General features: G+C 60.6%; 20 protein-coding genes. 12 read left to right on the forward strand and 8 right to left on the reverse strand.

Annotated elements, in window-relative coordinates:
• Positions 1-278: 278 nt before the first annotated feature.
• Genes ACFQEY_RS09055 through ACFQEY_RS09065 form a run of 3 tightly spaced genes read left to right on the forward strand, consistent with a single transcriptional unit; the run spans position 279 to position 3,026 of the window.
• Positions 279-1,190 (forward strand): 16S ribosomal RNA methyltransferase A, encoded by a 912-nt coding sequence (locus tag ACFQEY_RS09055; protein ID WP_379767466.1) that lies wholly within the window; start codon positions 279-281, stop codon positions 1,188-1,190.
• Positions 1,191-1,197: 7 nt separating this feature from the next.
• Entirely contained in the window at positions 1,198-2,451 is a 1,254-nt protein-coding gene (locus ACFQEY_RS09060; RefSeq protein WP_379767469.1) for a mechanosensitive ion channel family protein, read from the forward strand.
• Positions 2,448-3,026: a HemK2/MTQ2 family protein methyltransferase gene (locus ACFQEY_RS09065; protein ID WP_379767472.1), complete on the forward strand. Its 579-nt coding sequence runs from the start codon at positions 2,448-2,450 to the stop codon at positions 3,024-3,026. The genes ACFQEY_RS09060 and ACFQEY_RS09065 overlap by 4 nt, the downstream gene beginning before the upstream one ends.
• Positions 3,027-3,160: 134 nt before the next feature.
• Here the strand turns inward: ACFQEY_RS09065 and ACFQEY_RS09070 are convergent, their stop codons facing one another.
• Positions 3,161-4,081 (reverse strand): ABC transporter substrate-binding protein, encoded by a 921-nt coding sequence (locus ACFQEY_RS09070; RefSeq protein WP_379767475.1) that lies wholly within the window; start codon positions 4,079-4,081, stop codon positions 3,161-3,163.
• Positions 4,082-4,193: 112 nt separating this feature from the next.
• Here ACFQEY_RS09070 and ACFQEY_RS09075 point away from each other — a divergent pair, with 112 nt between their 5' ends.
• Both ACFQEY_RS09075 and ACFQEY_RS09080 read left to right on the forward strand, forming a co-directional pair.
• A complete protein-coding gene (locus tag ACFQEY_RS09075) occupies positions 4,194-5,195 on the forward strand; it encodes a 5-methyltetrahydropteroyltriglutamate--homocysteine methyltransferase (RefSeq protein ID WP_379767478.1) in 1,002 nt (333 codons plus the stop codon).
• Complete coding sequence (locus tag ACFQEY_RS09080; protein WP_379767481.1) at positions 5,195-6,265, forward strand: methionine synthase; 1,071 nt, start codon at positions 5,195-5,197, stop codon at positions 6,263-6,265. The genes ACFQEY_RS09075 and ACFQEY_RS09080 overlap by 1 nt, the downstream gene beginning before the upstream one ends.
• Before the next feature lie 185 nt (positions 6,266-6,450).
• Here ACFQEY_RS09080 and ACFQEY_RS09085 read toward each other — a convergent pair whose 3' ends face one another.
• From ACFQEY_RS09085 to ACFQEY_RS09095, 3 genes are all read right to left on the reverse strand, one after another.
• Positions 6,451-6,963, reverse strand: coding sequence for a COG4315 family predicted lipoprotein (locus tag ACFQEY_RS09085; protein ID WP_379767484.1), 513 nt, complete (start codon positions 6,961-6,963; stop codon positions 6,451-6,453).
• 82 nt (positions 6,964-7,045) lie between these two features.
• A complete protein-coding gene (locus ACFQEY_RS09090) occupies positions 7,046-7,348 on the reverse strand; it encodes a DUF8036 family membrane protein (protein WP_379767487.1) in 303 nt (100 codons plus the stop codon).
• A 54-nt stretch (positions 7,349-7,402) separates the two neighbouring features.
• The gene (locus tag ACFQEY_RS09095) at positions 7,403-7,690 is read right to left on the reverse strand and encodes an ArsR/SmtB family transcription factor (RefSeq protein ID WP_379767490.1); all 288 of its coding nucleotides are present in this window, start codon (positions 7,688-7,690) and stop codon (positions 7,403-7,405) included.
• 252 nt (positions 7,691-7,942) lie between these two features.
• Here ACFQEY_RS09095 and ACFQEY_RS09100 point away from each other — a divergent pair, with 252 nt between their 5' ends.
• On the forward strand, positions 7,943-8,692 hold the full coding sequence (locus ACFQEY_RS09100; RefSeq protein ID WP_379767492.1) for a sugar phosphate isomerase/epimerase family protein: 750 nt from the start codon (positions 7,943-7,945) through the stop codon (positions 8,690-8,692).
• 32 nt (positions 8,693-8,724) lie between these two features.
• Here the strand turns inward: ACFQEY_RS09100 and ACFQEY_RS09105 are convergent, their stop codons facing one another.
• Positions 8,725-9,525, reverse strand: a complete 801-nt coding sequence (locus ACFQEY_RS09105; RefSeq protein WP_379767495.1) for a DUF7547 family protein — start codon at positions 9,523-9,525, stop codon at positions 8,725-8,727.
• Positions 9,526-9,678: 153 nt separating this feature from the next.
• Positions 9,679-10,779, reverse strand: a complete 1,101-nt coding sequence (locus ACFQEY_RS09110; protein WP_379767498.1) for an NADH:flavin oxidoreductase/NADH oxidase — start codon at positions 10,777-10,779, stop codon at positions 9,679-9,681.
• Between the two features lie 180 nt (positions 10,780-10,959).
• Here ACFQEY_RS09110 and ACFQEY_RS09115 point away from each other — a divergent pair, with 180 nt between their 5' ends.
• The 3 genes from ACFQEY_RS09115 to ACFQEY_RS09125 all read left to right on the forward strand — a co-directional run bounded on the left by ACFQEY_RS09115 (position 10,960) and on the right by ACFQEY_RS09125 (position 15,094).
• The gene (locus ACFQEY_RS09115) at positions 10,960-11,121 is read left to right on the forward strand and encodes a hypothetical protein (RefSeq protein WP_379767500.1); all 162 of its coding nucleotides are present in this window, start codon (positions 10,960-10,962) and stop codon (positions 11,119-11,121) included.
• Positions 11,122-11,658: 537 nt separating this feature from the next.
• Entirely contained in the window at positions 11,659-13,674 is a 2,016-nt protein-coding gene (locus ACFQEY_RS09120) for a CHRD domain-containing protein (RefSeq protein ID WP_379767503.1), read from the forward strand.
• A gap of 175 nt (positions 13,675-13,849) precedes the next feature.
• Positions 13,850-15,094, forward strand: a complete 1,245-nt coding sequence (locus tag ACFQEY_RS09125) for an RNA-guided endonuclease InsQ/TnpB family protein (RefSeq protein ID WP_379767506.1) — start codon at positions 13,850-13,852, stop codon at positions 15,092-15,094.
• A gap of 70 nt (positions 15,095-15,164) precedes the next feature.
• On the opposite strand, the gene ACFQEY_RS09130 is transcribed toward ACFQEY_RS09125, so the two are convergent.
• Positions 15,165-16,388 (reverse strand): DUF7972 family membrane protein, encoded by a 1,224-nt coding sequence (locus tag ACFQEY_RS09130; RefSeq protein WP_465261632.1) that lies wholly within the window; start codon positions 16,386-16,388, stop codon positions 15,165-15,167.
• A 167-nt stretch (positions 16,389-16,555) separates the two neighbouring features.
• Here ACFQEY_RS09130 and ACFQEY_RS09135 point away from each other — a divergent pair, with 167 nt between their 5' ends.
• The 3 genes from ACFQEY_RS09135 (at position 16,556) to ACFQEY_RS09145 (ending at position 18,070) form a co-directional block, all read left to right on the forward strand.
• On the forward strand, positions 16,556-17,128 hold the full coding sequence (locus ACFQEY_RS09135) for a hypothetical protein (RefSeq protein WP_379767512.1): 573 nt from the start codon (positions 16,556-16,558) through the stop codon (positions 17,126-17,128).
• Between the two features lie 292 nt (positions 17,129-17,420).
• Complete coding sequence (locus ACFQEY_RS09140; RefSeq protein WP_379767515.1) at positions 17,421-17,714, forward strand: WYL domain-containing protein; 294 nt, start codon at positions 17,421-17,423, stop codon at positions 17,712-17,714.
• Positions 17,715-17,716: 2 nt separating this feature from the next.
• Positions 17,717-18,070, forward strand: a complete 354-nt coding sequence (locus tag ACFQEY_RS09145; RefSeq protein WP_379767518.1) for a hypothetical protein — start codon at positions 17,717-17,719, stop codon at positions 18,068-18,070.
• A 70-nt stretch (positions 18,071-18,140) separates the two neighbouring features.
• Here the strand turns inward: ACFQEY_RS09145 and ACFQEY_RS09150 are convergent, their stop codons facing one another.
• Entirely contained in the window at positions 18,141-19,142 is a 1,002-nt protein-coding gene (locus tag ACFQEY_RS09150) for a hypothetical protein (RefSeq protein ID WP_379767521.1), read from the reverse strand.
• Positions 19,143-19,586 lie beyond the last annotated feature (444 nt).

The raw sequence follows: 19,586 nt of genomic DNA on the forward strand, positions 1-19,586 counted from the left end.
GGAGGCGCAGGGCGAGAGCGAAGCTCTCGCTTGAAGCCGGCGCGGAGCGCCGGCGACGCCACCGCCTCGATTATTTATAAGTAATCGTCGCTGCCGTGTTTTCTCTTTTAAATACTACGTCGCCGGCGGCGGTCTGCGATCCCCACTCCCGCAATCGATCAAGAGGCAGACTCCAGCGGATAGCTGTTCACTCGTGACTGTGTCCGAAGAATAGCGTTTCAACCGAGCCGTGAACACCGAAACGGGACTTTTACCCGGAACCGCGGAGTAACGCCGGCATGACCGACTCATCGACGGGAACGAACGCGGCGTACGGGGATCGCGACCCCGACGCGCTCGCGCGGCGGGCGGGGGAGCGAGCGAACCCCGACCGCGACCAGCACTTCCTCGTCGACGACCGCGTGCTCGACCGGATCCCGTCGTACCTTCCGGACGACGCCGACACCGGACACCTGCTGGAGATCGGCGGCGGCGCTGGCGCGCTCACCGATCGGCTGCTCGCGACGATCGTCTCCCGCTCCACGGAGAGTTCCGAGACGGGGGACGGCCACCTCTCCGTGATCGAACGCGACGGGACCTTCGCCGAGTTTCTTCGCGCGGAGTTCACGACCGCGGTCGACGACGGGGTCCTCGACGTGATCGAGGGCGACGCGCTCGACGTCGACCTCCCGCCGTTCACCGCCTGCGTCGCCAACCTCCCGTACGGCGTCTCCTCGGAGATCGCCTTCCGGCTGCTCCCGGAGGGGAGGCCGCTCGTGTTGATGTTCCAGGCGGAGTTCGCGGAGCGGATGGTGGCCTCGGCGGGCGAGTCCGAGTACGGCCGGCTCTCCGTCTCCGCGCAACACTACGCCGCCGTCGAGATCGTCGAGCGCGTTCCGAAGGAGGCGTTCGATCCGCAGCCCGCCGTCGAGAGCGCGATCGTCCGGTGTACGCCCCGGGACCCGGACTACGCCGTCGGGGACGAGGCCCTCTTCCTGCGGTTCGTGAAGGCGCTTTTCACCCAGCGCCGCAAGACGGTCCGCAACGCGATCCGAAACACCGGGCACATCTCCGGGCTGGACGAGCCCGAGGCGGTCGTCGCGGCCGCGGACGAGGATCTGCTCCGTCGCCGTCCCGGGACCCTGGAGCCGAGCGCGTTCGCCGCGCTGGCCGAACTGGCCCGCGAACGCGGCTCGCCGACGGAGGTGTGATTCACGGATGGGTCTCGCATCCGTCGTCGCGACAGGTGCCTCACTCTCCGGGGGGATTAGTGACCTCTACAGCGCGTTGACCGGCGACATCGAGCGAGTCGCGGCGTCCGCGCTGATCGTCGCGGCCGTGATCGGCGTCCGGATCCTTACCAGTTGGGCGAAGCGGCGGGACGACGAGCTCTCCTCCACGCAACGACTGCTGCTCTCGGCCGCGGTCGGCACCGCCACCGCGGTCGGCGCGATCTCGCTGCTCCTCGTGTGGGATCGGAGCGGCGCGCTTCTGGACGCATACCGGTCGGCCGCGATCGCGGACCAACTGACGAACGTCGTGATCGCGGTCGTGCTCTTGGCGATCGCCTACGCGGTCACCGACTTCCTCGGGGGCGTCATCCGCGAGATATCAGCCGAGAGCACGGTCCTCACCGACCACCAGGAGGAGGTGGTCCGGCGACTCACCCAGCTGACGGTGTACACCTTCGCGCTACTCGTCGTGGTCGGCCTGTTCACCGACAACGTCGGCGGACTCCTCGTCGGGGCCGGGTTCCTCGGGATCGTGGTCGGGATGGCCGCGCGCCAGACGCTCGGCGCGATCCTCGCGGGGTTCGTGCTGATGTTCTCCCGCCCGTTCGAGGTGGGCGACTGGGTCGAGGTCGGCGACCACGAGGGAACCGTCACGGAGATTTCGATCATGAGCACGCGCCTCCGGTCGTTCGACGGCGAGGTCGTCACGCTACCGAACGACACGGTCCGGTCCGGCTCCATCATCGACCGGTCGCGGCGGAATCGCCTGCGGATCGAAGTCGAGGTCGGCGTCGACTACGCGACCGACATCGAGCGCGCGGCCGCCGTCGTGGAGGAGGCCGTCGCCGGCGTCGAGGACGTCGCCGAGATGCCGGAGCCGAACGCCGTAACGAAGCGGTTCGACGACTCGGCGGTCGTGCTTGGCGTCCGGTACTGGATCCGCAACCCGAGCATGCGCAAGCGCTGGCGCACGCAGACCGCCGCGATGAACGCGATCAAGGCCGATCTCGAATCCGAGGGGATCGTCATCCCCTTCCCGCAGCAGACGCTCTCCGCGCGAGAACCGGACACCTCCGGGCCGCAGCTCGACGCCGAGGTCGAAGGACGGGCGGCGACGAGAGGCGGCGACGGAAGCGGAGACGGCGGAAGCGGTGGCGACGGAAGCGGTGGCGACGGTGGGGACGCAGCGACCGGTGACGGTGCTGACACCGTGACCAACGACGGCGAGGCAGACCGGTGACGGACCTCACCGAGCGTCGCGGCCTCGACGACGCCGTCGTCTACCAGCCCGCCGAGGACTCGGGACTGCTCGCCGAGGCGGCCGTCGCCGAGGCGCACGGGCGCGTGCTGGAGGTCGGGACCGGGTCGGGGTGGGTCGCGGAGCAGATCGCCGAGAAGCGCGGGCTCGAGGTCGTCGGCAGCGACCGCAATCCGCACGCGGCGCGGCAAGCGCGCGAACGTGGCATCGAGGGGGTCGTCGCCGACCTCTGTGGCCCGTTTCGGACGGCCGCGTTCGACACCGTGTGTTTCAACCCCCCGTACCTCCCGACAGACCCGGACAACGAGTGGGACGACTGGATGGAGCGCGCGCTCTCCGGCGGCGAGTCCGGCCGCGAACTGATCGAACCGTTTCTCGCCGACGTGGGGCGCGTGCTCGCACCCGGCGGCGTCGTCCTCCTACTCGTCTCCTCGCTGACCGGCTATGACGAGGTGCTGGCGCTGATCGAAGCGGCCGGCTTCGACCACGAAGTCGTCGTCGAGGAGTCGTTCCCCTTCGAGACGCTGTCCGTACTGCGGCTCGAACGCGCGGAGTAGGAGGGAGACAGAGGATGGCGGAAGCCAAGTGGGTATCGGAGAGTGGCGGAAGCCAAGTGAGTATCGGCGAGTGGCGGAAGACAGTGGATGGCCGAGGCCGGCAGAAGACGGAGGGGAGCGTCGACGAAGGCGGTTCACTCGGCGGAGCCGACCGACCCGGCCACCGCGGCCGTATCGACGCGCTGCACCTTCTCGCCCGGTGACTCGAACTGGTCGGGGTGAATCACGGCCGCAAGCGCCTCCAGCGTGTCGACGACGCGGTGGCTGTGCCGGTTCAGGTACGCGGTGCCGTCCATCGCGTGCACGCGACCGTCCCGCACCGCGGCCACGTCGTCGAACGATTCGCGTTCCAGCAGGTCCGCGGCCGCCCGTTCTGCCTCGCCGACGTTGGCGCTACAGGGGCCGACGACGATCACCTCGGGATCGAAGGCGCGCAATTCTTCCGGATCGACCTTTCGCGAACGCTCGCCCGCCGCGACGAGACCGGTATCCCCGCCGGCGACCCGAATCAGATCGGGCACCCAGAGCCCCCCGTGACGGAGGGGATCAGTCCAGTCAAGGACGGCGACACGGGGACGAGCGGCGTTGGGGGAGACCGCGTCGGCGACGGCGTCGATCCGCGCATCGAGGTCCGCGAGCAGTTCGGTCGCCGCGGCCGGGCGGCCGACGGCGTCGCCGACGCGTTCGACGTTCGCGAGGACGTCGTCGAGATCGTCGGCGTGAACGTCCAACACCTTCGCGTCGAGGTCGAGCCGTTCGACCCCTCGGCGCGCGAGTCCGGCGTCGAGGGCGCAGACTCCGCAAACGCCCTGGGTGAGGATCACATCCGGATCGGCCGCGGCCAGCGCGTCGCCGTCGAGGTAGTACACGTCGTCGTGCGCGACGATCCGATCCACCGCCTCAGGTTGGTCGTCCAGGTTCCGGACGAGCCCGGTGAGCGTCGGCCGCTCCGCGATCGACGGCGGGTGGTCGCACTGGTGAGAGACCGCGGCGGGCGCGGCACCGAGCGCGGCCGCCAGTTCGGTGGCGGACGGGAAGAGCGAAACGACGGTCATAGATCTCGATTCGCAGCCGTCGTGTTAACCGTTCGGCCCGCGACCGGGGTATAACTCAAATGCATAAAATGTATTAGCAAATATTATACGGCGGCATATCGAACCAACGGTGATGACTGAACGAGTCGCAGCCACGCCGGGGCTGTACCCGCTTCCGGACTGGGCGAAGGAGACGCTCTCGGACCGCAAGGGCCACCAGAAGGGTGACCTGCTGAGCGGCGACGAGGACGAGGCTATCGTGGAGCAGTACGACGAGGTCCGCGGGGAGTACGTCGGCGACCAGCTGGACGCCGGCCTCGACCGCGTCACCGAGGGACAGGGTCGCTGGGACGACATGATCGCGCACCCGCTGACGGTCCACGACGGGGTCGAGACCGGTGGTATCGTCCGGTACTACGACAACAACAACTTCTATCGCGATCCGCGGGTCGTCGACGATCTCGACTTCTCCGGCGACGTGGCGAACGAACTGGAGTCCGCCGCGGCCCTCATCGACGGCGAGGCCTCCCTCGCGGCGACGCTCCCCGGCCCGTACTCGCTGGCCGATCTCGCGACCGACGAACACTACGGCGATGAGGCGGCGTTCCAGGCCGCCGTCGCCGACTTTTTGGCCGGCGAGATCGAGGCGTTCCCCGCCCACGAGACGCTGTTCCTCCTCGAACCGTCGCTGGTGACGAACCCGCCCGCCGAGGGCGAGGAACCGGCCGCGACCGACGCGATCGCGACGGTCGCCGACGCGACCGACGCCGAGGTCGTCGTCCAGACGTTCTACGGCGCGCTCGGCGAGAAGCTGTACGCCCACCTCGTCGACGAGGCAGGCGCGGACGCGCTCGGACTCGACCTCGTCGCCGGCGACCGAGACGACACCGTGTATAACGTCCAGGAATTCGGCTCCACCGACTCGCTCGCGCTCGGGCTCGTCGACGGACAGAACACGCTCGTCGAGGAGCCGGAGACGATCGCCGAGCGCGTCGAGTGGTTCGAGTCGCAGATCCCCGCCGAGGGGTTCGATCGGACGTACTTGACGCCGAACACCGAGCTGTTCTACCTGCCCGAAAACAAGTATCGCGCGAAGCTGAACGCGCTTTCCGCCGCCGCGGAGGTGCTCGAATAATGGTCAGAACCCCCGAAGCCAACCGCGAACAGTTCCGCCCGAACGACCACGAGAACGACTCGTTCCTGCTGACGACCGTCGTCGGCTCGTACCCGAAGCCGAAGTGGCTGAACCGCGCCGACGAGCTCGTCGACGATCCGGATTCGAAGTTCGACGCAGAGGATCTGACGGAGGCGCACGACGACGCCTGTCGGCTCATCACGCACGAGCACGAGCGGGCCGGACTCGACACGGTCGTCGACGGCGAGATGCGCCGCAACGAGATGGTCGAGTTCTTCGCCGAGCGTATCGACGGCTACGAGTTCAACGGCCCCGTGAAGGTGTGGGGCCACAACTACTTCGACAAGCCGAGCGTCGTCGAGGAGGTCGAGTACGACGAGCCGTGGCTCGTCGACGAGTTCGAGTTCACTTCGGACGTCGCCGAGAAGCCGGTGAAAGTTCCCATCACGGGTCCGTACACGCTCGGATTCTGGGCGTTCAACGAGGCGTACCCCTCCACCGAGGAACTGGTCTACGACCTGGCCGACCTCGTGAACGAGGAGGTCGAGAAGCTCGTGGAGGCGGGCGCGCGCTACATTCAGATCGACGAGCCCGCGCTGGCGACGACGCCGGAGGATCACGCCATCGTCGGCGAGGCGCTCGAACGCATCGTCTCCGGCATCGACGAGGAGGTCCGCATCGGTCTTCACGTCTGTTACGGCGACTACTCGCGGATCTACCCCGAGATCAACGACTACCCGATCGACGAGTTCGACGTGGAGCTGTGTAACGGCGACTTCGAGCAGATTCCGACGTTCACCGAGCCCACATTCGAGCCCGACCTCGCGCTCGGCGTCGTCGACGCCCACACGGCCGAGATCGAGCCGGTCGAGGAGATCAAAGCGAACATCCGGCAGGGCCTCCGCGTCGTCCCGCCGGAGAAGCTCACCATCTCGCCCGACTGCGGGCTGAAGCTGCTGCCGCGAGAGATCGCCTACGGCAAGACCGAGAACATGGTCACCGCGGTCCGCGAGGTCGAAGCCGAGATCGACGCCGGCGAGATCGACGTCGAGAACCCGCTCGACGACTGACGCGGCACTGCGGAATTTCGTTTCGACACCGTTCCCGCTGAGCCAGCCGTTAGGCTCCGACTGCTTACTCAGCCTAGTCCCCTGCGGAACAGTTTCTCAGGAGGGTTGCATATTGACCTGGAGATAAGACAAATCTATCTTATATGAGAGGGGGCTCTCAAACGAAGCAGTTACTACCTCTGGACTCAATAGCCACCATCCGGTTTGACCGGAGTTCCATCGGGAGTCAGCACCCACCAGACATCGTTGACACCCTGGCCTGTTGCATCGTCTGGCTCCTCGTCTGGGGCAAAGTAGTACAGTGGCCACCCGCCAGCCATCACCTGGCGCTCACCGGTCTCTCGTTCGAAGGTTCTAAGGTCGGCAGTCACGCCCTCCCCGGCCACCGGTTCATCGTCGACCGTGTGTGGTGGCCAGTTGTCAGCACAACCGTCATAACAGGCACTCACACCGTTACCCTGCGTATCCTGATCGAACATGTAGAGGGTCATCTCGTCAGGGCCGACCAGGATGTCACCGTACTCGGAATTGGAGCGGACCTGTACGGTCACATCCATCTCTGTTCCCTCGTCGTCCGCCCCATCAGGAGACGTCGTTTCTTCGTCCTCGTCTGGTGTCGTCTCGTTATCGCCGGTACATCCAGCAAGACCAAGAGTCATGCTGCTCGCGACGAGGAACGTGCGCCGTTTGAGAACCATGGATGAACGAGGGTTGAGACTGCTGATGAGTGTTTTCCGAACTAGGTCCAAACTTCGTCCAACATTAACTGAGGGGTTGTGATTAGCGCACAGTGATGCGGGTCAGAATAGCGAGCGCCACGAGTTCGAGGGTACAGAGCATCATCATACCGACCTGAATGTCGGTACCCGCGTTGACGAACCAACCGATAAAACCTGGATGAACAAGGTAGAAAACGAGCCACAGTCCGTTCTCGACGAGCAAAAACACGGCAAATACGAGGAGTGCAAGCGTGTGGTTGGCACCGTGCTGACGGTAGTTGCGAAGCCAGATAGAGCCGAGTACCAGCAGTAAGAGGATGTTCACTCCCGCAGCGCCCCGAGCGATCTCAAGCCAGATGGCCATCATTCCCCCGTAGGTTATACTCCGCTAAATACGCTGTCCAAAGTTCATCCACATTCATGGATTCTCCTGATCGACGGTTTCGAAGATCTCCTCTATGATGTCCCAGTTGATTCTGGCCTGGTCTGTAACCAGGTACGTGGCGGCATAGTCGTCGTCTGTTCGTCTGACGACGTTGTTGTCTATCAGAACGTCAAGATGGTGGCGAATTGTTGTGTAATCCATATCGAGCTCCGTCGCAAGTTCATTCGCATTTTGTGGACGCTCATCAAGTGCCTGGAGAATACGGACCCGTGTCGGCCCCCCGCGAGAACTCGCAAGCAGATGCCACAGAACCCCCTCCATCTGACCAAACGTTGCTTTGGAGGGATTGTAAACACTCGGCAGCCAGCAGTGGCAATAGCAGAGAGGGGACTCACCTTTCATCTGGACCGATTATGGAAGTTACAAGGCTAAAACCTCGCCCTTCAGGGCGGGGAGGATGTCAAACGTGGTTCACCTGTACTGAGCGATCGAGGGAGAGAGCGGTCAACTGGACCGCAACAGGTCCAGCGAATCGGCGGGACCATTTATACGACCGCCGCACGCATCGCCGACATGGAGATCGGTCTCACCGTCGGCGACGACCTCGATCGGCTCGCGGGGTCGCCGGCGCGGTTCGACTTCTGCGAGCTCGGAATCGGCGAGCCGACGCTCGTACCGGGCGACATCGATCCCGACCGGCTAAGCGGGGCGCTCGACGGGCGCGGCCTGCTGGTACACCTCCCGTACAGCCAACCGTTGACCAGCTACGCGCCCGAGGTCAACGACGCCATCGTCGCGTACCAGCGCCGGCTTCTCACCGCCGCGGGCGACCTCGGCGCTGAGAAGGCCGTCCTCCACGCCACCTCCGCCGACCGCGACGACGTCGACTTCCGCGAGGTCGCCGCCGAGCAGCTCCGCCGAGTCGCGGCCGCCGGTCGCGAGGCGAGCGTCGAGGTCGTCGTCGAGAACGTCGGTCACCAACACAAAGGACTTCAGCTCTCCGTGCTCGGTGACATCGCCCGCGAGACGGACACCCCGATCTGCTTCGACGTCGGCCACGCCTACATGGAGGGCGGAAACGAGGCGATAACGCGATTCCTCCGAAGTCACGGCGATCGGATCTCGCACCTCCACTGTCACGACGTCCGACGCCGCGGCGACACGCACATCCCGATCGGCGCGGGCGAGGTGAAGTACGACGTTCTCGAAGCGGAGCTGTCGGACTTCGACGGCACGGTCGCGCTGGAGGTGTTCACGGACGACGAGTCGCTCCTCGTCGACTCCGCGGAGCGCGTCGCCGCCCGGCTCGGCACGGAGTTCTGACGAGGCGTCCGATTGGGTGAAAGTCGACCCGATCAGTTCGCTTCGTCGGAGTCAGGGACGTCGGAGTCCACCACGTCGGAATCATCGCTGTCGGAGTCCCGCTCGTCGTCGCCGGCAGCGGAGCTTCCCTCGTCGCTGCGGCCGGTCACGCCACTCTCCTCGTCATCGAGTCGTCGCTTGATCGACTCCAATTCGGACTCGACGTCGACTTCGGGGGCGGGGTCGGCGTCGTTCGCGGGCTCGGCCTCGTCCCCGTCGGCATCCCTGTCCGCATCCGGGTCGGTCACGTCGATGCGGGCCCCGCCGTGCTCGTCACTTCGACGGTCACGTCGGGCGTCGTCGGCCTCGCGACGCCCCTCCTCGATCCGATCTTCGATCTCGGCGGTGAGGTTGCGGGCGTCGGAGACGATCGAACGCGAGGCGGCCTCCTCCGGAAGATCGGCCTCCGAGAGCGCCGTTCGAAGCTCCGAGAGCGAACGAGCGAGTCCTGCGCTCGCGCCGTCGCGGACGTCGGCGAGCCGATCGCCCGCCGCGCTCGCGTCGTCGGCGACGCTCCGACTCGGATCCGCGAGCCGGAGCGTCCCCTGGAGCAGTTCGAGCGACTTGATCGTCGTCTCCAGGAGGGCGATGATGGTCGGGATGGTGTACTCCTCCGTGAAGCGAACGAGCTCCGAGAGGCGCGGGGGTCGCGGCGGTTGGAGCGGAGCGCGTCGGCCCCGCTCGGTCTCGCGGAGGTCGCGGCGGAGCTCGGTCAGGACCTCCTCGAGCTCGTCGAGCCGCGCTTCGAGGTCCTCGTCGCGTCGGTCGTCGCGCCGGTCGTCGCGGGAACTCATGTCGCGGAGTAGGCGGTCCGCGGGTAAAAAGCCGGGCCGTCGAACGAAGTCGCCGACGCGCCGGGAGTGAATTCGCCGACGCGCCGGGAGTGAATTCGCCGACGCGCCGGGAGTGAATTCGCCGACGCGCCGAGATCGAAGTCGGCGATCGCCTCAGTCGAACCGGCCGCGACGGTACTGCACCGGCCACTCGATGTCTGCGCCGAGCTCGTCTGCGGCCTCCAGCGGCCAGTACGGGTTGCGGAGTAGCTCGCGGCCGATGGCGACGAGGTCGGCCCGTCCGTTTCGGACGAGCGCGTCGGCGTGCGTCGGCTCCGTGATCCCGCCGACCGCCGCGACGGGAACGTCGGTTCCTTCGCGGATCGCCTCGGCGTACGGGACCTGGTACCCCGGTCCCGTGTTCGGAAGCTGCTGGTCCGGGTGAATTCCGCCACCGGAGACGTCGATCAGGTCGGCACCGGCGTCGGCGAGCATCGGGGTCAGCCGCACGGAGTCGTCGACGTCCCACGAATCGCGGTCCGGGAGCCAGTCGGTCGCGGAGATCCGGACGAAGACGGGCTTGTCCGCGGGCCACACCTCGCGGACCGCTTCGACGACCTCACGGACCAGACGCGTACGGTTCTCGAAGCTCCCGCCGTACTCGTCGTCGCGATCGTTCGTCACGGGCGACAGGAACTGGTGGAGCAGGTAGCCGTGGGCGGCGTGGACCTCGGCGATCTCGAAGCCGGCGTCGAGCGAGCGCTCCGCGGCGGCTGCGAACGAGTCGATCACGTCCTCGACGTCGTCCGCGTCCATCTTCCGAGTCGCCGCGGGCCCGCCGGCCTCGTCGTTACCGTCCGGATAGGGCTCGTCGGTCGCCGAGATCGTCTCCCACCCCTCCGCCTCGTCCGTCGGGATCGGACCGCCGCCCGTCGCGGGCGTGCGATGCGATCCCTTACGACCGGCGTGGGCCAGTTGAATTCCGGGGGTCGCGCCCTGCGATCGAACGAATTCGACGATCGGCTCGATCGCCTGGGTGTGCTCGTCGGACCAGATCCCGAGGCAGCCGGGAGTGATCCGACCGCGTGCCTCGACGGCCGTCGCCTCGGCCATCACGACGCCGGCCCCGCCGACAGCGCGGGTCCCGAGGTGGATCCGGTGCCAGTCGTTCGCGAGCCCGTCGTCCGCGGAATACTGACACATCGGTGATACCATCACCCGATTTCGTATCTCGATGTCGCGCAGCGAGAACGGCGTGAAAAGCGAATCGGTCATCGTCGGAGGGAAGAGCGCCGGCCGGTAAGGCGATCCGATCCCCCGCCGGAATCACCGGCGTCGAAACGAGCGATCCGCGGTCCCTCGGATATCTCTCGTCCGTCCCGGTCGTCTACCCGCTCCGCCGAGAGTTTAGGCCGACCGAAATCTATATCCCCGCACGACCCTGACGAACCGGTAATGACAACCGGGGACCGGATCGAACGCGACGTCGCGGCGTCGGCGGACGCACGGCCGACGGTTTCGGCGAGCCGCTGTTCGCCCGACCGAACCGTCTTCACGGAACAGGGGAACACGGAAGCGTGGATAGCGACGGACCTGACCGTCGAACTCGAACGATAGCCGAATCGCCGTCGAGAGCCGATCTTTTCTTACTGTACGCCGCAGATATCGAGCGCCCGGCGTCTATTTATAAGGGACCACCGAGATTGCCGTCATCAGTACGTCAACAGCAGTGCACTCGCTGTTCCTCCCGTTGTTCGATCGTGGAGCACAGTCGACGAATCTACTGATTTGAACTATTATCTGCTATATCAATATTCGGCTTCGCTGTTTCTCCATACCGTCGTTTCCACGTTGACGAGTGGGAGGACAGGTGGACGGGAATAAGCTGAGATGAACCAACGGTAAGCCGCCAGCAAACTGATCCAGCGATGACGCGAAAACGCCTACACGTGAGACGCTTGGATCGGCTTATTCACTGACCTTGCGCACGTCGTTGTCGACGCCAGACTGAGGTATCGTGAAATTACATATTATTTCACATAGTCGCCATATAGCTAAACAAGCGATCTACGTACGTCGGATGCGATGTCTAATGAACCGAATGATCCGAACGAACCGTCCGTGAGGAAACGCACGTATCGACGCCGAACGGTAATGGGAGGGCTTGCAGCGGGTACGGGTCTCAGCGCACTCGGCTCTGAAGCCAGCGGCCAAGCGCGAGCGCAAACGGATGACGAATCCGAAGCGTGGCCCCCTGAGGATATCTGGGAAGCTCACGCCGCCGCCCTGTCGGGGTATCAAGCCGACGTCGAAACCAATGCAGGTGGTTGTGTACACCTGATACCGGGCGAAACAGGGACGCTCGTGGTCGATCTCGTACTCGAGGATATCGAGTGTGTCACGCAGGCGCATATCCACGAGGGCGAGCGAGGGGAGGATGGACCGGTTGTGGCACCACTTCTTGGATACACCGAGGGAGTAGACGGGAGCGGTGACGGCGATCCGCTGACCACCCGTCCGGATGTCCCGCTGATCGAAGGGACAGTCGTCGACGATCCCGAACTCGTCGAAGCCATCTTGGACGATCCGGGAGCGTACTACGTCAACGTACACACGGTCCACCATCCGAACGGAGAGATTCGCGGACAGATCCGCGGATTCGACTTCGGCCAAGAAACCGAACTCGAACCGGTGCCGGCGGAATTCACCGTCTCCGGACTGGACCCAGACGATATCGAAGTGGTCCGCGGCGAGCAGATAGACGTGTCTGCGCGGATTCGAAACGTCGGCGACATCACCGATACCCAAACCGTCGAACTCCGTATCGACGACGAGGTCGTTGCAGAGCGCGAATTGGAGATCACCTGTCGTTCTTCGGAACGAGTTCAATTCGAGGATATCGACACCGACGATTTCGACCCGGACGAGTACGAATACGGTGTCTTCACCGAAGACGATTCGGAGACGGGGACGCTCACCGTTTTGCGACCGGCGGAGTTCACGGTCTCCGATCTGAACCCCGCGGATGTGACAGTCACGCAGGGCGATCTGATCGATGTCGCTGCGAGGATACGAAACGTCGGCGACGTTTCCGATACACAGACGGTCGAGTTCCGGATCGACGACGAGACCGTTGCCGAGCGGCGGTTAGAACTCGACGGACGCGAGTCGAGGCGGATCACCTTCGAGGAGATCGAGACGAGCGTACTCGACCCCGACGAGTACGAACACGGCGTCTTTACCGAAGATGATTCGGAGACAGCGACGCTTACTGTGTTGAGTCCGCCCGAATTCACCGTCTCGGAGCTTGAACCGGTGGATGTGACCGTCACTCGTGGAGACTCGATCGATGTCTCCGCGGCCGTCGAAAACGTCGGCGAGGCGACGGGCACGCAGACGGTCGAGTTCCGCATCGACGGCGAACCGATCGACGACCAAGCGCTCGAACTCGATGGCGGGGAATCGGAAACGGTCAACCTCGAAGCGATCGATACCTCGAGGTTCGAAGCCGGTGAATACGAACACGGCGTTTTCACCGAAGACGACTCCGCGACCGGGACGGTAACTATCGAAGCGGCGGAAATTGAAGGGGCCGAGTTCGTGGTCGCCGAACTCGATCCGACCGAACAGACTCTCGGCCAAGGAGAGGTCTTCGAACTCTCCGCAACGATAGAGAACATCGGGGAAGCGAGTGGTACACAAACGGTTGTACTATTCCTTGACGACGAGCAGATCAACGAGAGAGACGTTGAACTTGACGGCGAAGAATCCCGAACACTAAGCGTTCGAATTGATACCTCGGATCTAGAGCCGGGTGAGTACTCCTACGATGTCGTCACTGAAGACGACGAGGAAACCGGAGTCCTGACGATCGAAGCGGAAGACGGTGACGGCGAGGACGAGGAGAACGGAGAGGATGAGAACGGTGAGGACGAGGAGAACGGAGAGGATGAGAACGGTGAGGACGAGGAGAACGGAGAGGATGAGAACGGAGAGGAGGACGAGGAGAACGGCGAGGAAGAGGAGAATGGTGAGGAGGGGAATGGAGAGGAAGAGGAGAACGGTCAGGATGAGAATGGCGAGGAGGACGAAAACGGCGAGGATGTGAACGGCGAAGAAGCGGAAACCGGTGAGAACGACGAAGAAGCGGAAACCGGAGGAGTCATTTAAATTGGTACGTAAATAAATTGTATATATCCCGGCCGATACCTCTCGGAATTACCAGAATTGAGGCGAGAATGCCCCTTCCTCAAGGAGCGAGCAACGCGAACGAGTAGGGAGGGGATGAATCGCCGTACACCAATACAAACCATTAAGTAAACATATCGATAATCAACAGACAGCGATGGAGTACAGTCACCGCTACCACGCCTACCCGACACAACAGGTAGTGGCTGAACTGGAACATCACATCGACATTCATCGTCAAGGGTACAACTACACCCTGTACGAATACGAAAACGTGGACGCCGACGACATCGGCTCTGCGTACAAGCACCACTCCCGACTCCCCGACTGGAAAGACGAGTTCCCCGTTTTCTCGGACGTCAACTCGAAGGCTCTGCAACGAACCGTCACTCGGTTCTACCACAACCTCGACGGACTCTCCGAGCAGAAGCAAAACGGACGCAAGGTCGGGAAGCTCACGTGGAAGTCTCCGAGGGAGTTCCAGAGCATAACGTATTCGCAGTCTGGCTTCGAACTCAAAAACACGAGTGGCCGACGCGCGACGCTCTGGCTCTCCAAAATCGGAGATATCCAAATCCGCTACCACCGCGAGATTCCTGACGAAGCAGCTATCAAAGAGGTCACAGTGAAAAAGGAGACGACCGGCGACTGGTTCATCTCTTTCGGGCTGGAAACCGACGAGGCTGACCTGCCTGAGAAACCCGACGTGGACTCGCTCAACGCAGACAATAGCGTCGGCGTTGACCTTGGCATCCTCAACTACATCCACACTTCGGACGGTACGACTGTGGACTGGATCGACCTCGAAGACGAATACGAGTGTCTGTGCCGTGAACAACGCAAACTCTCACGGAAAGAACACGGGTCAAACAACTACGAGAAGCAACGCCGGGAAGTAGCGAAGGTCAAGCGCCACATTCGGCAGAAAGTGTTGGACTACCAGCACAAAATCACGACGTGGCTCGTCCGTGAGTACGACGCAGTGTTCGTGGAAGACTTGGACGTGAAGGCGATGTTAGAGCAGTCGCACAACGCTCGCAACAAGCAGGCTGCGGCGTGGCGACAGTTCATCACCCTGCTCGAATACAAGGGTGAGCTGTACGGGACACACGTGGTGCAAGTCGAAGCAACGGGAACGACGAAAGAGTGTGCGACGTGTGGTGTGGAGACAGCGAAACCCATCTGGGTCAGGGAACACTCGTGTCCGAGTTGTGGGTTCGAGTGTGATCGTGACGCGAACGCGGCGATGAACGTCCTGCAACGCGGCTTTTCTGAACTAGGGCTGGGATGGCCCGAATCAACGCCTGTGGAGACTGCGCTCCCTACGGACACCACTCGCGTGTCTGCAAAGCGCGTCGTCGAAACAGGAAGCCCCATCACCAGAACCTTCGGTTCTGGTTAGCAGTCAGAAGCTCCGCTTCTGACGACACCCTCAACGAAGCCACGCCTGTGGCTAAGTAGGGTGGGGTAGTTCACTCCCGTTCGAACTCCAGTCCGACATCGGGATTGAGGGTGAACACCGTCGATTCGAGGGAGTGTTTCGAGACGGTAAGCATGCGAAGCATGTACGAACTGAGAAGGACGTACGGAGACAGCGCGATGACGAACGCGAGGTTGACATAGAGGAGTCGCGATCGGACTCCCGGGAGCGTCGTTTGCGGGAAGAGGCCGGTGTCCATCGCGAGCAGAACGTACGACGTGAAGACGATGACGGGGAGCGAGAGAATGAGGAGGGCACTCGATAGGTTCCGGAGTTCCCGCTTGAAATACAGCGTCGTGAAGTACTCTCGACCGGACGCGAGGATCGTGAGTATCCGGAGCAGTGTCGCGAGCGAATCGTGATCCGATTCCGTGAATGCGTCCCCGTGAGTGGCTTTCAAGCGGCGGGTTACGTTGATGTGGCGCGCGTAGGGGTAATCGAGCGTGCTCAACAGGAGAATCGACACTCGAGGGTCGCTTTGCCGGATGCGCCTCTCGATCTGGGATAATCGTGCGTCGATATCGTCGACGAATGTCAGCAGGTTCGCCCGGGCTCGCTCGTCGGTCGTCGAGTTATCGATGGTCCGAAGCGATTTCGTTTCGGAATGAATCGCCTCGATAACGTACTGGAGAAACGGCTGTAGTCCGGCCGGACTGATGCCGTCCTCCACGAGTTCCTCCAGTTCGATCTGAAAATCGATGGAATCCTCGATACTGGCCAGTTTGACTTGGAGGGGCGCGAACTCCTGAGCGAGCGCTGCGGTATTGATCGAGAGGACGACCGAGACGAAGAGGATGATCCCGCCTAGCAGCGTGTTGAACAGGGTCTGAACCGCTCGCGTCTCGGTGACGAGCCGTTCCATCTCGAACTCCCAGACCGTTCCGACCGTTAGCAACGCCAATAGGATGACGACTTCCGTGACAAGTGCGAGCACCCGTCGATCCCCGGACAGGAGTACCCACCGAACCACCCAAGTGATCGGATTGTCGGAGTCGTCCCAGGAAGCGTCGGAATCAGCTCCTGTATCGGTTGTCTCTGTGAACTTGTCAAAAATGATGTCACCAACCCAATTGGTACACGTATGCCGGCATGTGCTAATCACTAGTTGGCCGCTAGAGGCGGTAGGGTTCGGATACCGCGGGAACGACAGACCTAATTCGCTGACGATTGCTCGTCTCTTCTCGAAAATACCTTGATAGACGGCTGGCCTCGGCACTCGAACCAGTAACTATTACCGACTTGCGAAATTATTTATAAGAATATCTCGATTCGAACTCAACTCAATAGACGGCGCGGGAATACTCACTGAGATGGGCCCTATGTATCGGAATCCTCACTTGATTCTCTCCCACATTTATTTGGATTCTATTTCAATTGGCTTCTATGGCTACTGCCGAAACGTTGCTTCTTAGTGGAGGTGTGAGTCTTACTGTCAGCTTTCTCGTATCTGAATATCAAGTTAGGAGACAGTCCACGAAAGACGAAAAGCAAGAGGCGGACCAATGGTATCGAGAGTTGAACGAAGAACTGAGCCGACTCAAACACTATTGCCAAAAGCAACTGACCTCCTCTGATATTGGTTTCAAACAGGTAGCGGAAGAACACGAAGCAGTCTCAGACGAACTCGCCAGAATTGCAGGCCGGGCTCCAAGCGGAGTCAGCGTCGCGGCAGTCAGAGAAGTAGAGTCTCTTTCTGGCATATTATACTCACAGGCAGAAAACATCGAGGCATTCGATGCCGATAATCCCAGTGATGCACGAGAATTTATGGAAGAAGCAGTCTCTGAGTTCAACACCCATGTCGGAGACACAGTAGACGGAAGCGAATTCTCGTTTATAGAGGAAATGGATGATTGGGAAACGGGGCGACATCTGTTTTCGAAAATGCTACTGAAGCTCACTCAGAAGGAGATAGACTCCCATAGGTCCCGACTGAGTGAATTTAGGCAAGAGTAGGTTTCGGGGCATCGACTTGGTGCTGTTCGAGTACTTCAATGACTGCTACTATGCGTGAAAACTTTCGTCACAATTTCGGCAAGTAGCCCACTGCCCTGCCTTTACTTTCTGCTTTTCACCGCAATCAGGGCACTCACGCCAAACTGAGCGATTTCTGTAGGACATACCCTTACTAACAGAATCCTATTGTAAATCTCTAACTCGTGGTTTGAGCGTCCAATTGCTGGACTACTTTCACCCCGGTTGGATGACCTTCTTGACAGCCGGTTACAAAGTATGGACCAGATTGAGTATGAGCGATATCATCTGTAAAGCGATTCAGGAGCAGAAAGTCCTCGAATTCACCTACGATGGGCATCATCGAAAAGTCGAACCCTACTGCCACGGCCGAAGCAAGAAGGGCAAAGAGTCACTCCGAGGGTACCAAATTGCAGGAGGGAGCAATTCGCGGCGAGTCCCATTCTGGCGTCTCTTTACCGTAGCGAAGATGGGGAACCTGACGCTGACAGACGAGCCGTTCACTGGGGGCCGGCCTCACTACAACCCGAACGATAAGGACCTGTCTCCGATTCACTGCAACATCTGACTATGGACAAGGAACGTGCGAAAGAACTGATGCTCGAAGAACGAGGGGACGATGAGGGATTCAAGGACTCGATTGTCGTTCTCGAAATGGACCTCATTGAGAAAGACGCGGGCATCATCCGAGGTGAGCTGATAATCGAAGGCGAGGTTGATACTACTGGAAGTCTCCTCGTACCGCTCAACGAGCCAAAGCCAGAGAATTGGCAAGACCTCGAAGTTGGGGAGACGAAAGCGTACGGCCTTCGGATTGATTCTCGAAAGGAGACGCTGCGTGAGAAGATGAACTCGTTTTTCAGTCGGAGCTTAGAGGAGGGACGCGTGCAAGATTTTGTTCCTGGGACACCCACCGGTACGTAGCTCTCTTCTGGGCGTCGCCAATCTTGGTTTGTCTTATGCAACGCCTCATGTTGAGTGGGATAACGACAACTCAGTAATCCAAGCTCCGAATATTTGCAAGATAGCCATCGATATTCACACGTTCAGTTTCAGGTTCTTGCGGAGCGATGTATTCTCGAAAGATCTTGTCAACATCCTCAGTAGAAACGTCAAATACTCGCTGGTCAGCTTCCCCATATGTATCTGGGTCGGGATTATGGTAATTACCCTTTGTAAATAGCCTATGGACGTGCTTACGGAATTCTCTTGGTTTCGCTTGCACTCCATCTCGATCCGACTGTACGGCTTGGAATATGTGGACTAGCGCATCAAACTGGAGGTGTGTTACGGAGCCATTCCAGTCGTCATCATTTTCTGTCAGTCGCCGCTGTATGCGCTCTGCAAGCCGAACCATTGAGCTATCTGAAACGCTGGGGGAGATGATAAGATATCCTGAGAGATCATCATAGATGTCTTTCACATTCGATTCTCGACGGAAATTTACTAGATGTTTTGCCATATTTTCATACTCGCCACTCAGACGCCTACTCTCACCTGGTTCTTGAACATACTTTGCATCCCAAATATACGCATGTGAACTATCTTCATAATCAAGCGACAAGACTCCTTCAGGAACCTGCTCCCCGCTTTCTTCGCCCCCAAGTAGTCGAGAGGTTTCGAAAGAAGCTGAAAAGCAGTGTTGGACAGTATGCTCGAACTCACGCCAAGTATATCTTGAACGATGTTTGCTGTATAGCTCGATTCCCTTATCTGCCAGTTGACCAGCTGGAATCTTTGATTCCCGAGCAGAAGAAATCAATTGTTCAATGTCGGCGCTACTATCACCGATTTCAATTATTTCTGATGCGGCTACACATGTAAGTCCCCTCTGCTCATATTGAGTTGCCTGAGGAACCGCATTACCAACGAGAACAACAACTAATGGTTGATTGAATACCTGTATTGAATCGAGTATTTCTGAGCTGGTGTACTCAAACTGAATCAGAAAGTGAGTTTTATTTGCACCATGGCGGACGGTGAATGCAGGTTTCAATCGAGTATCTAAGAACCGGAGGCCGTTATTTATCTTTGAGGCCCTTGCATCGAGTTCTTGTTTGATTACATCACGAACATATGAATAGACTCTACTGTCGTCACGATGTGTAATTAGACGTGATCTACGGGTCTTTTTGAATAATTCAACATTTCGACCACAACCTGGGCAAGTTATATTGCCGTCTGAAATTTCGGAGAGACCTATCTCCTCATCACATCCACGTTCTTTTACTTCGAAGTAATCATCATCTTCTGGTGAAACACACTTGATATATTCTCGCTCCTCGATTTCATGGAGTAATCCTAACTCTTCAAGACTTCTGGCGCTCTCAAGTTGATCTTCAGTAAGTCCGTGAACCGAGGGCTGTAGAAGACGGCATTCGTCTTTAGCTAAGCCTCACACCTCGGTTGCGTAGCGGTAGCGAGCGTCTCCTGTAAGATC

It is taken from the genome of Halorubrum trueperi (assembly GCF_042662525.1).
GTDB lineage: Archaea > Halobacteriota > Halobacteria > Halobacteriales > Haloferacaceae > Halorubrum > Halorubrum trueperi.

Bases quoted from the DNA above. Each gene is read 5' to 3' on its own strand.
- ACFQEY_RS09105 (WP_379767495.1), bottom strand. From the start codon at position 9,525: ATGAGTTCCCGCGACGACCGGCGCGACGACCGACGCGACGAGGACCTC.
- ACFQEY_RS09095 (WP_379767490.1), bottom strand. From the start codon at position 7,690: ATGGAGGGGGTTCTGTGGCATCTGCTTGCGAGTTCTCGCGGGGGGCCG.
- ACFQEY_RS09085 (WP_379767484.1), bottom strand. From the start codon at position 6,963: ATGGTTCTCAAACGGCGCACGTTCCTCGTCGCGAGCAGCATGACTCTT.
- ACFQEY_RS09075 (WP_379767478.1), top strand. From the start codon at position 4,194: ATGACTGAACGAGTCGCAGCCACGCCGGGGCTGTACCCGCTTCCGGAC.
- ACFQEY_RS09135 (WP_379767512.1), top strand. From the start codon at position 16,556: ATGGCTACTGCCGAAACGTTGCTTCTTAGTGGAGGTGTGAGTCTTACT.
- ACFQEY_RS09145 (WP_379767518.1), top strand. From the start codon at position 17,717: ATGGACAAGGAACGTGCGAAAGAACTGATGCTCGAAGAACGAGGGGAC.
- ACFQEY_RS09055 (WP_379767466.1), top strand. From the start codon at position 279: ATGACCGACTCATCGACGGGAACGAACGCGGCGTACGGGGATCGCGAC.
- ACFQEY_RS09070 (WP_379767475.1), bottom strand. From the start codon at position 4,081: ATGACCGTCGTTTCGCTCTTCCCGTCCGCCACCGAACTGGCGGCCGCG.
- ACFQEY_RS09080 (WP_379767481.1), top strand. From the start codon at position 5,195: ATGGTCAGAACCCCCGAAGCCAACCGCGAACAGTTCCGCCCGAACGAC.
- ACFQEY_RS09125 (WP_379767506.1), top strand. From the start codon at position 13,850: ATGGAGTACAGTCACCGCTACCACGCCTACCCGACACAACAGGTAGTG.
- ACFQEY_RS09100 (WP_379767492.1), top strand. From the start codon at position 7,943: ATGGAGATCGGTCTCACCGTCGGCGACGACCTCGATCGGCTCGCGGGG.
- ACFQEY_RS09140 (WP_379767515.1), top strand. From the start codon at position 17,421: ATGAGCGATATCATCTGTAAAGCGATTCAGGAGCAGAAAGTCCTCGAA.
- ACFQEY_RS09115 (WP_379767500.1), top strand. From the start codon at position 10,960: ATGACAACCGGGGACCGGATCGAACGCGACGTCGCGGCGTCGGCGGAC.
- ACFQEY_RS09060 (WP_379767469.1), top strand. From the start codon at position 1,198: ATGGGTCTCGCATCCGTCGTCGCGACAGGTGCCTCACTCTCCGGGGGG.
- ACFQEY_RS09090 (WP_379767487.1), bottom strand. From the start codon at position 7,348: ATGGCCATCTGGCTTGAGATCGCTCGGGGCGCTGCGGGAGTGAACATC.
- ACFQEY_RS09120 (WP_379767503.1), top strand. From the start codon at position 11,659: ATGGGAGGGCTTGCAGCGGGTACGGGTCTCAGCGCACTCGGCTCTGAA.
- ACFQEY_RS09110 (WP_379767498.1), bottom strand. From the start codon at position 10,779: ATGACCGATTCGCTTTTCACGCCGTTCTCGCTGCGCGACATCGAGATA.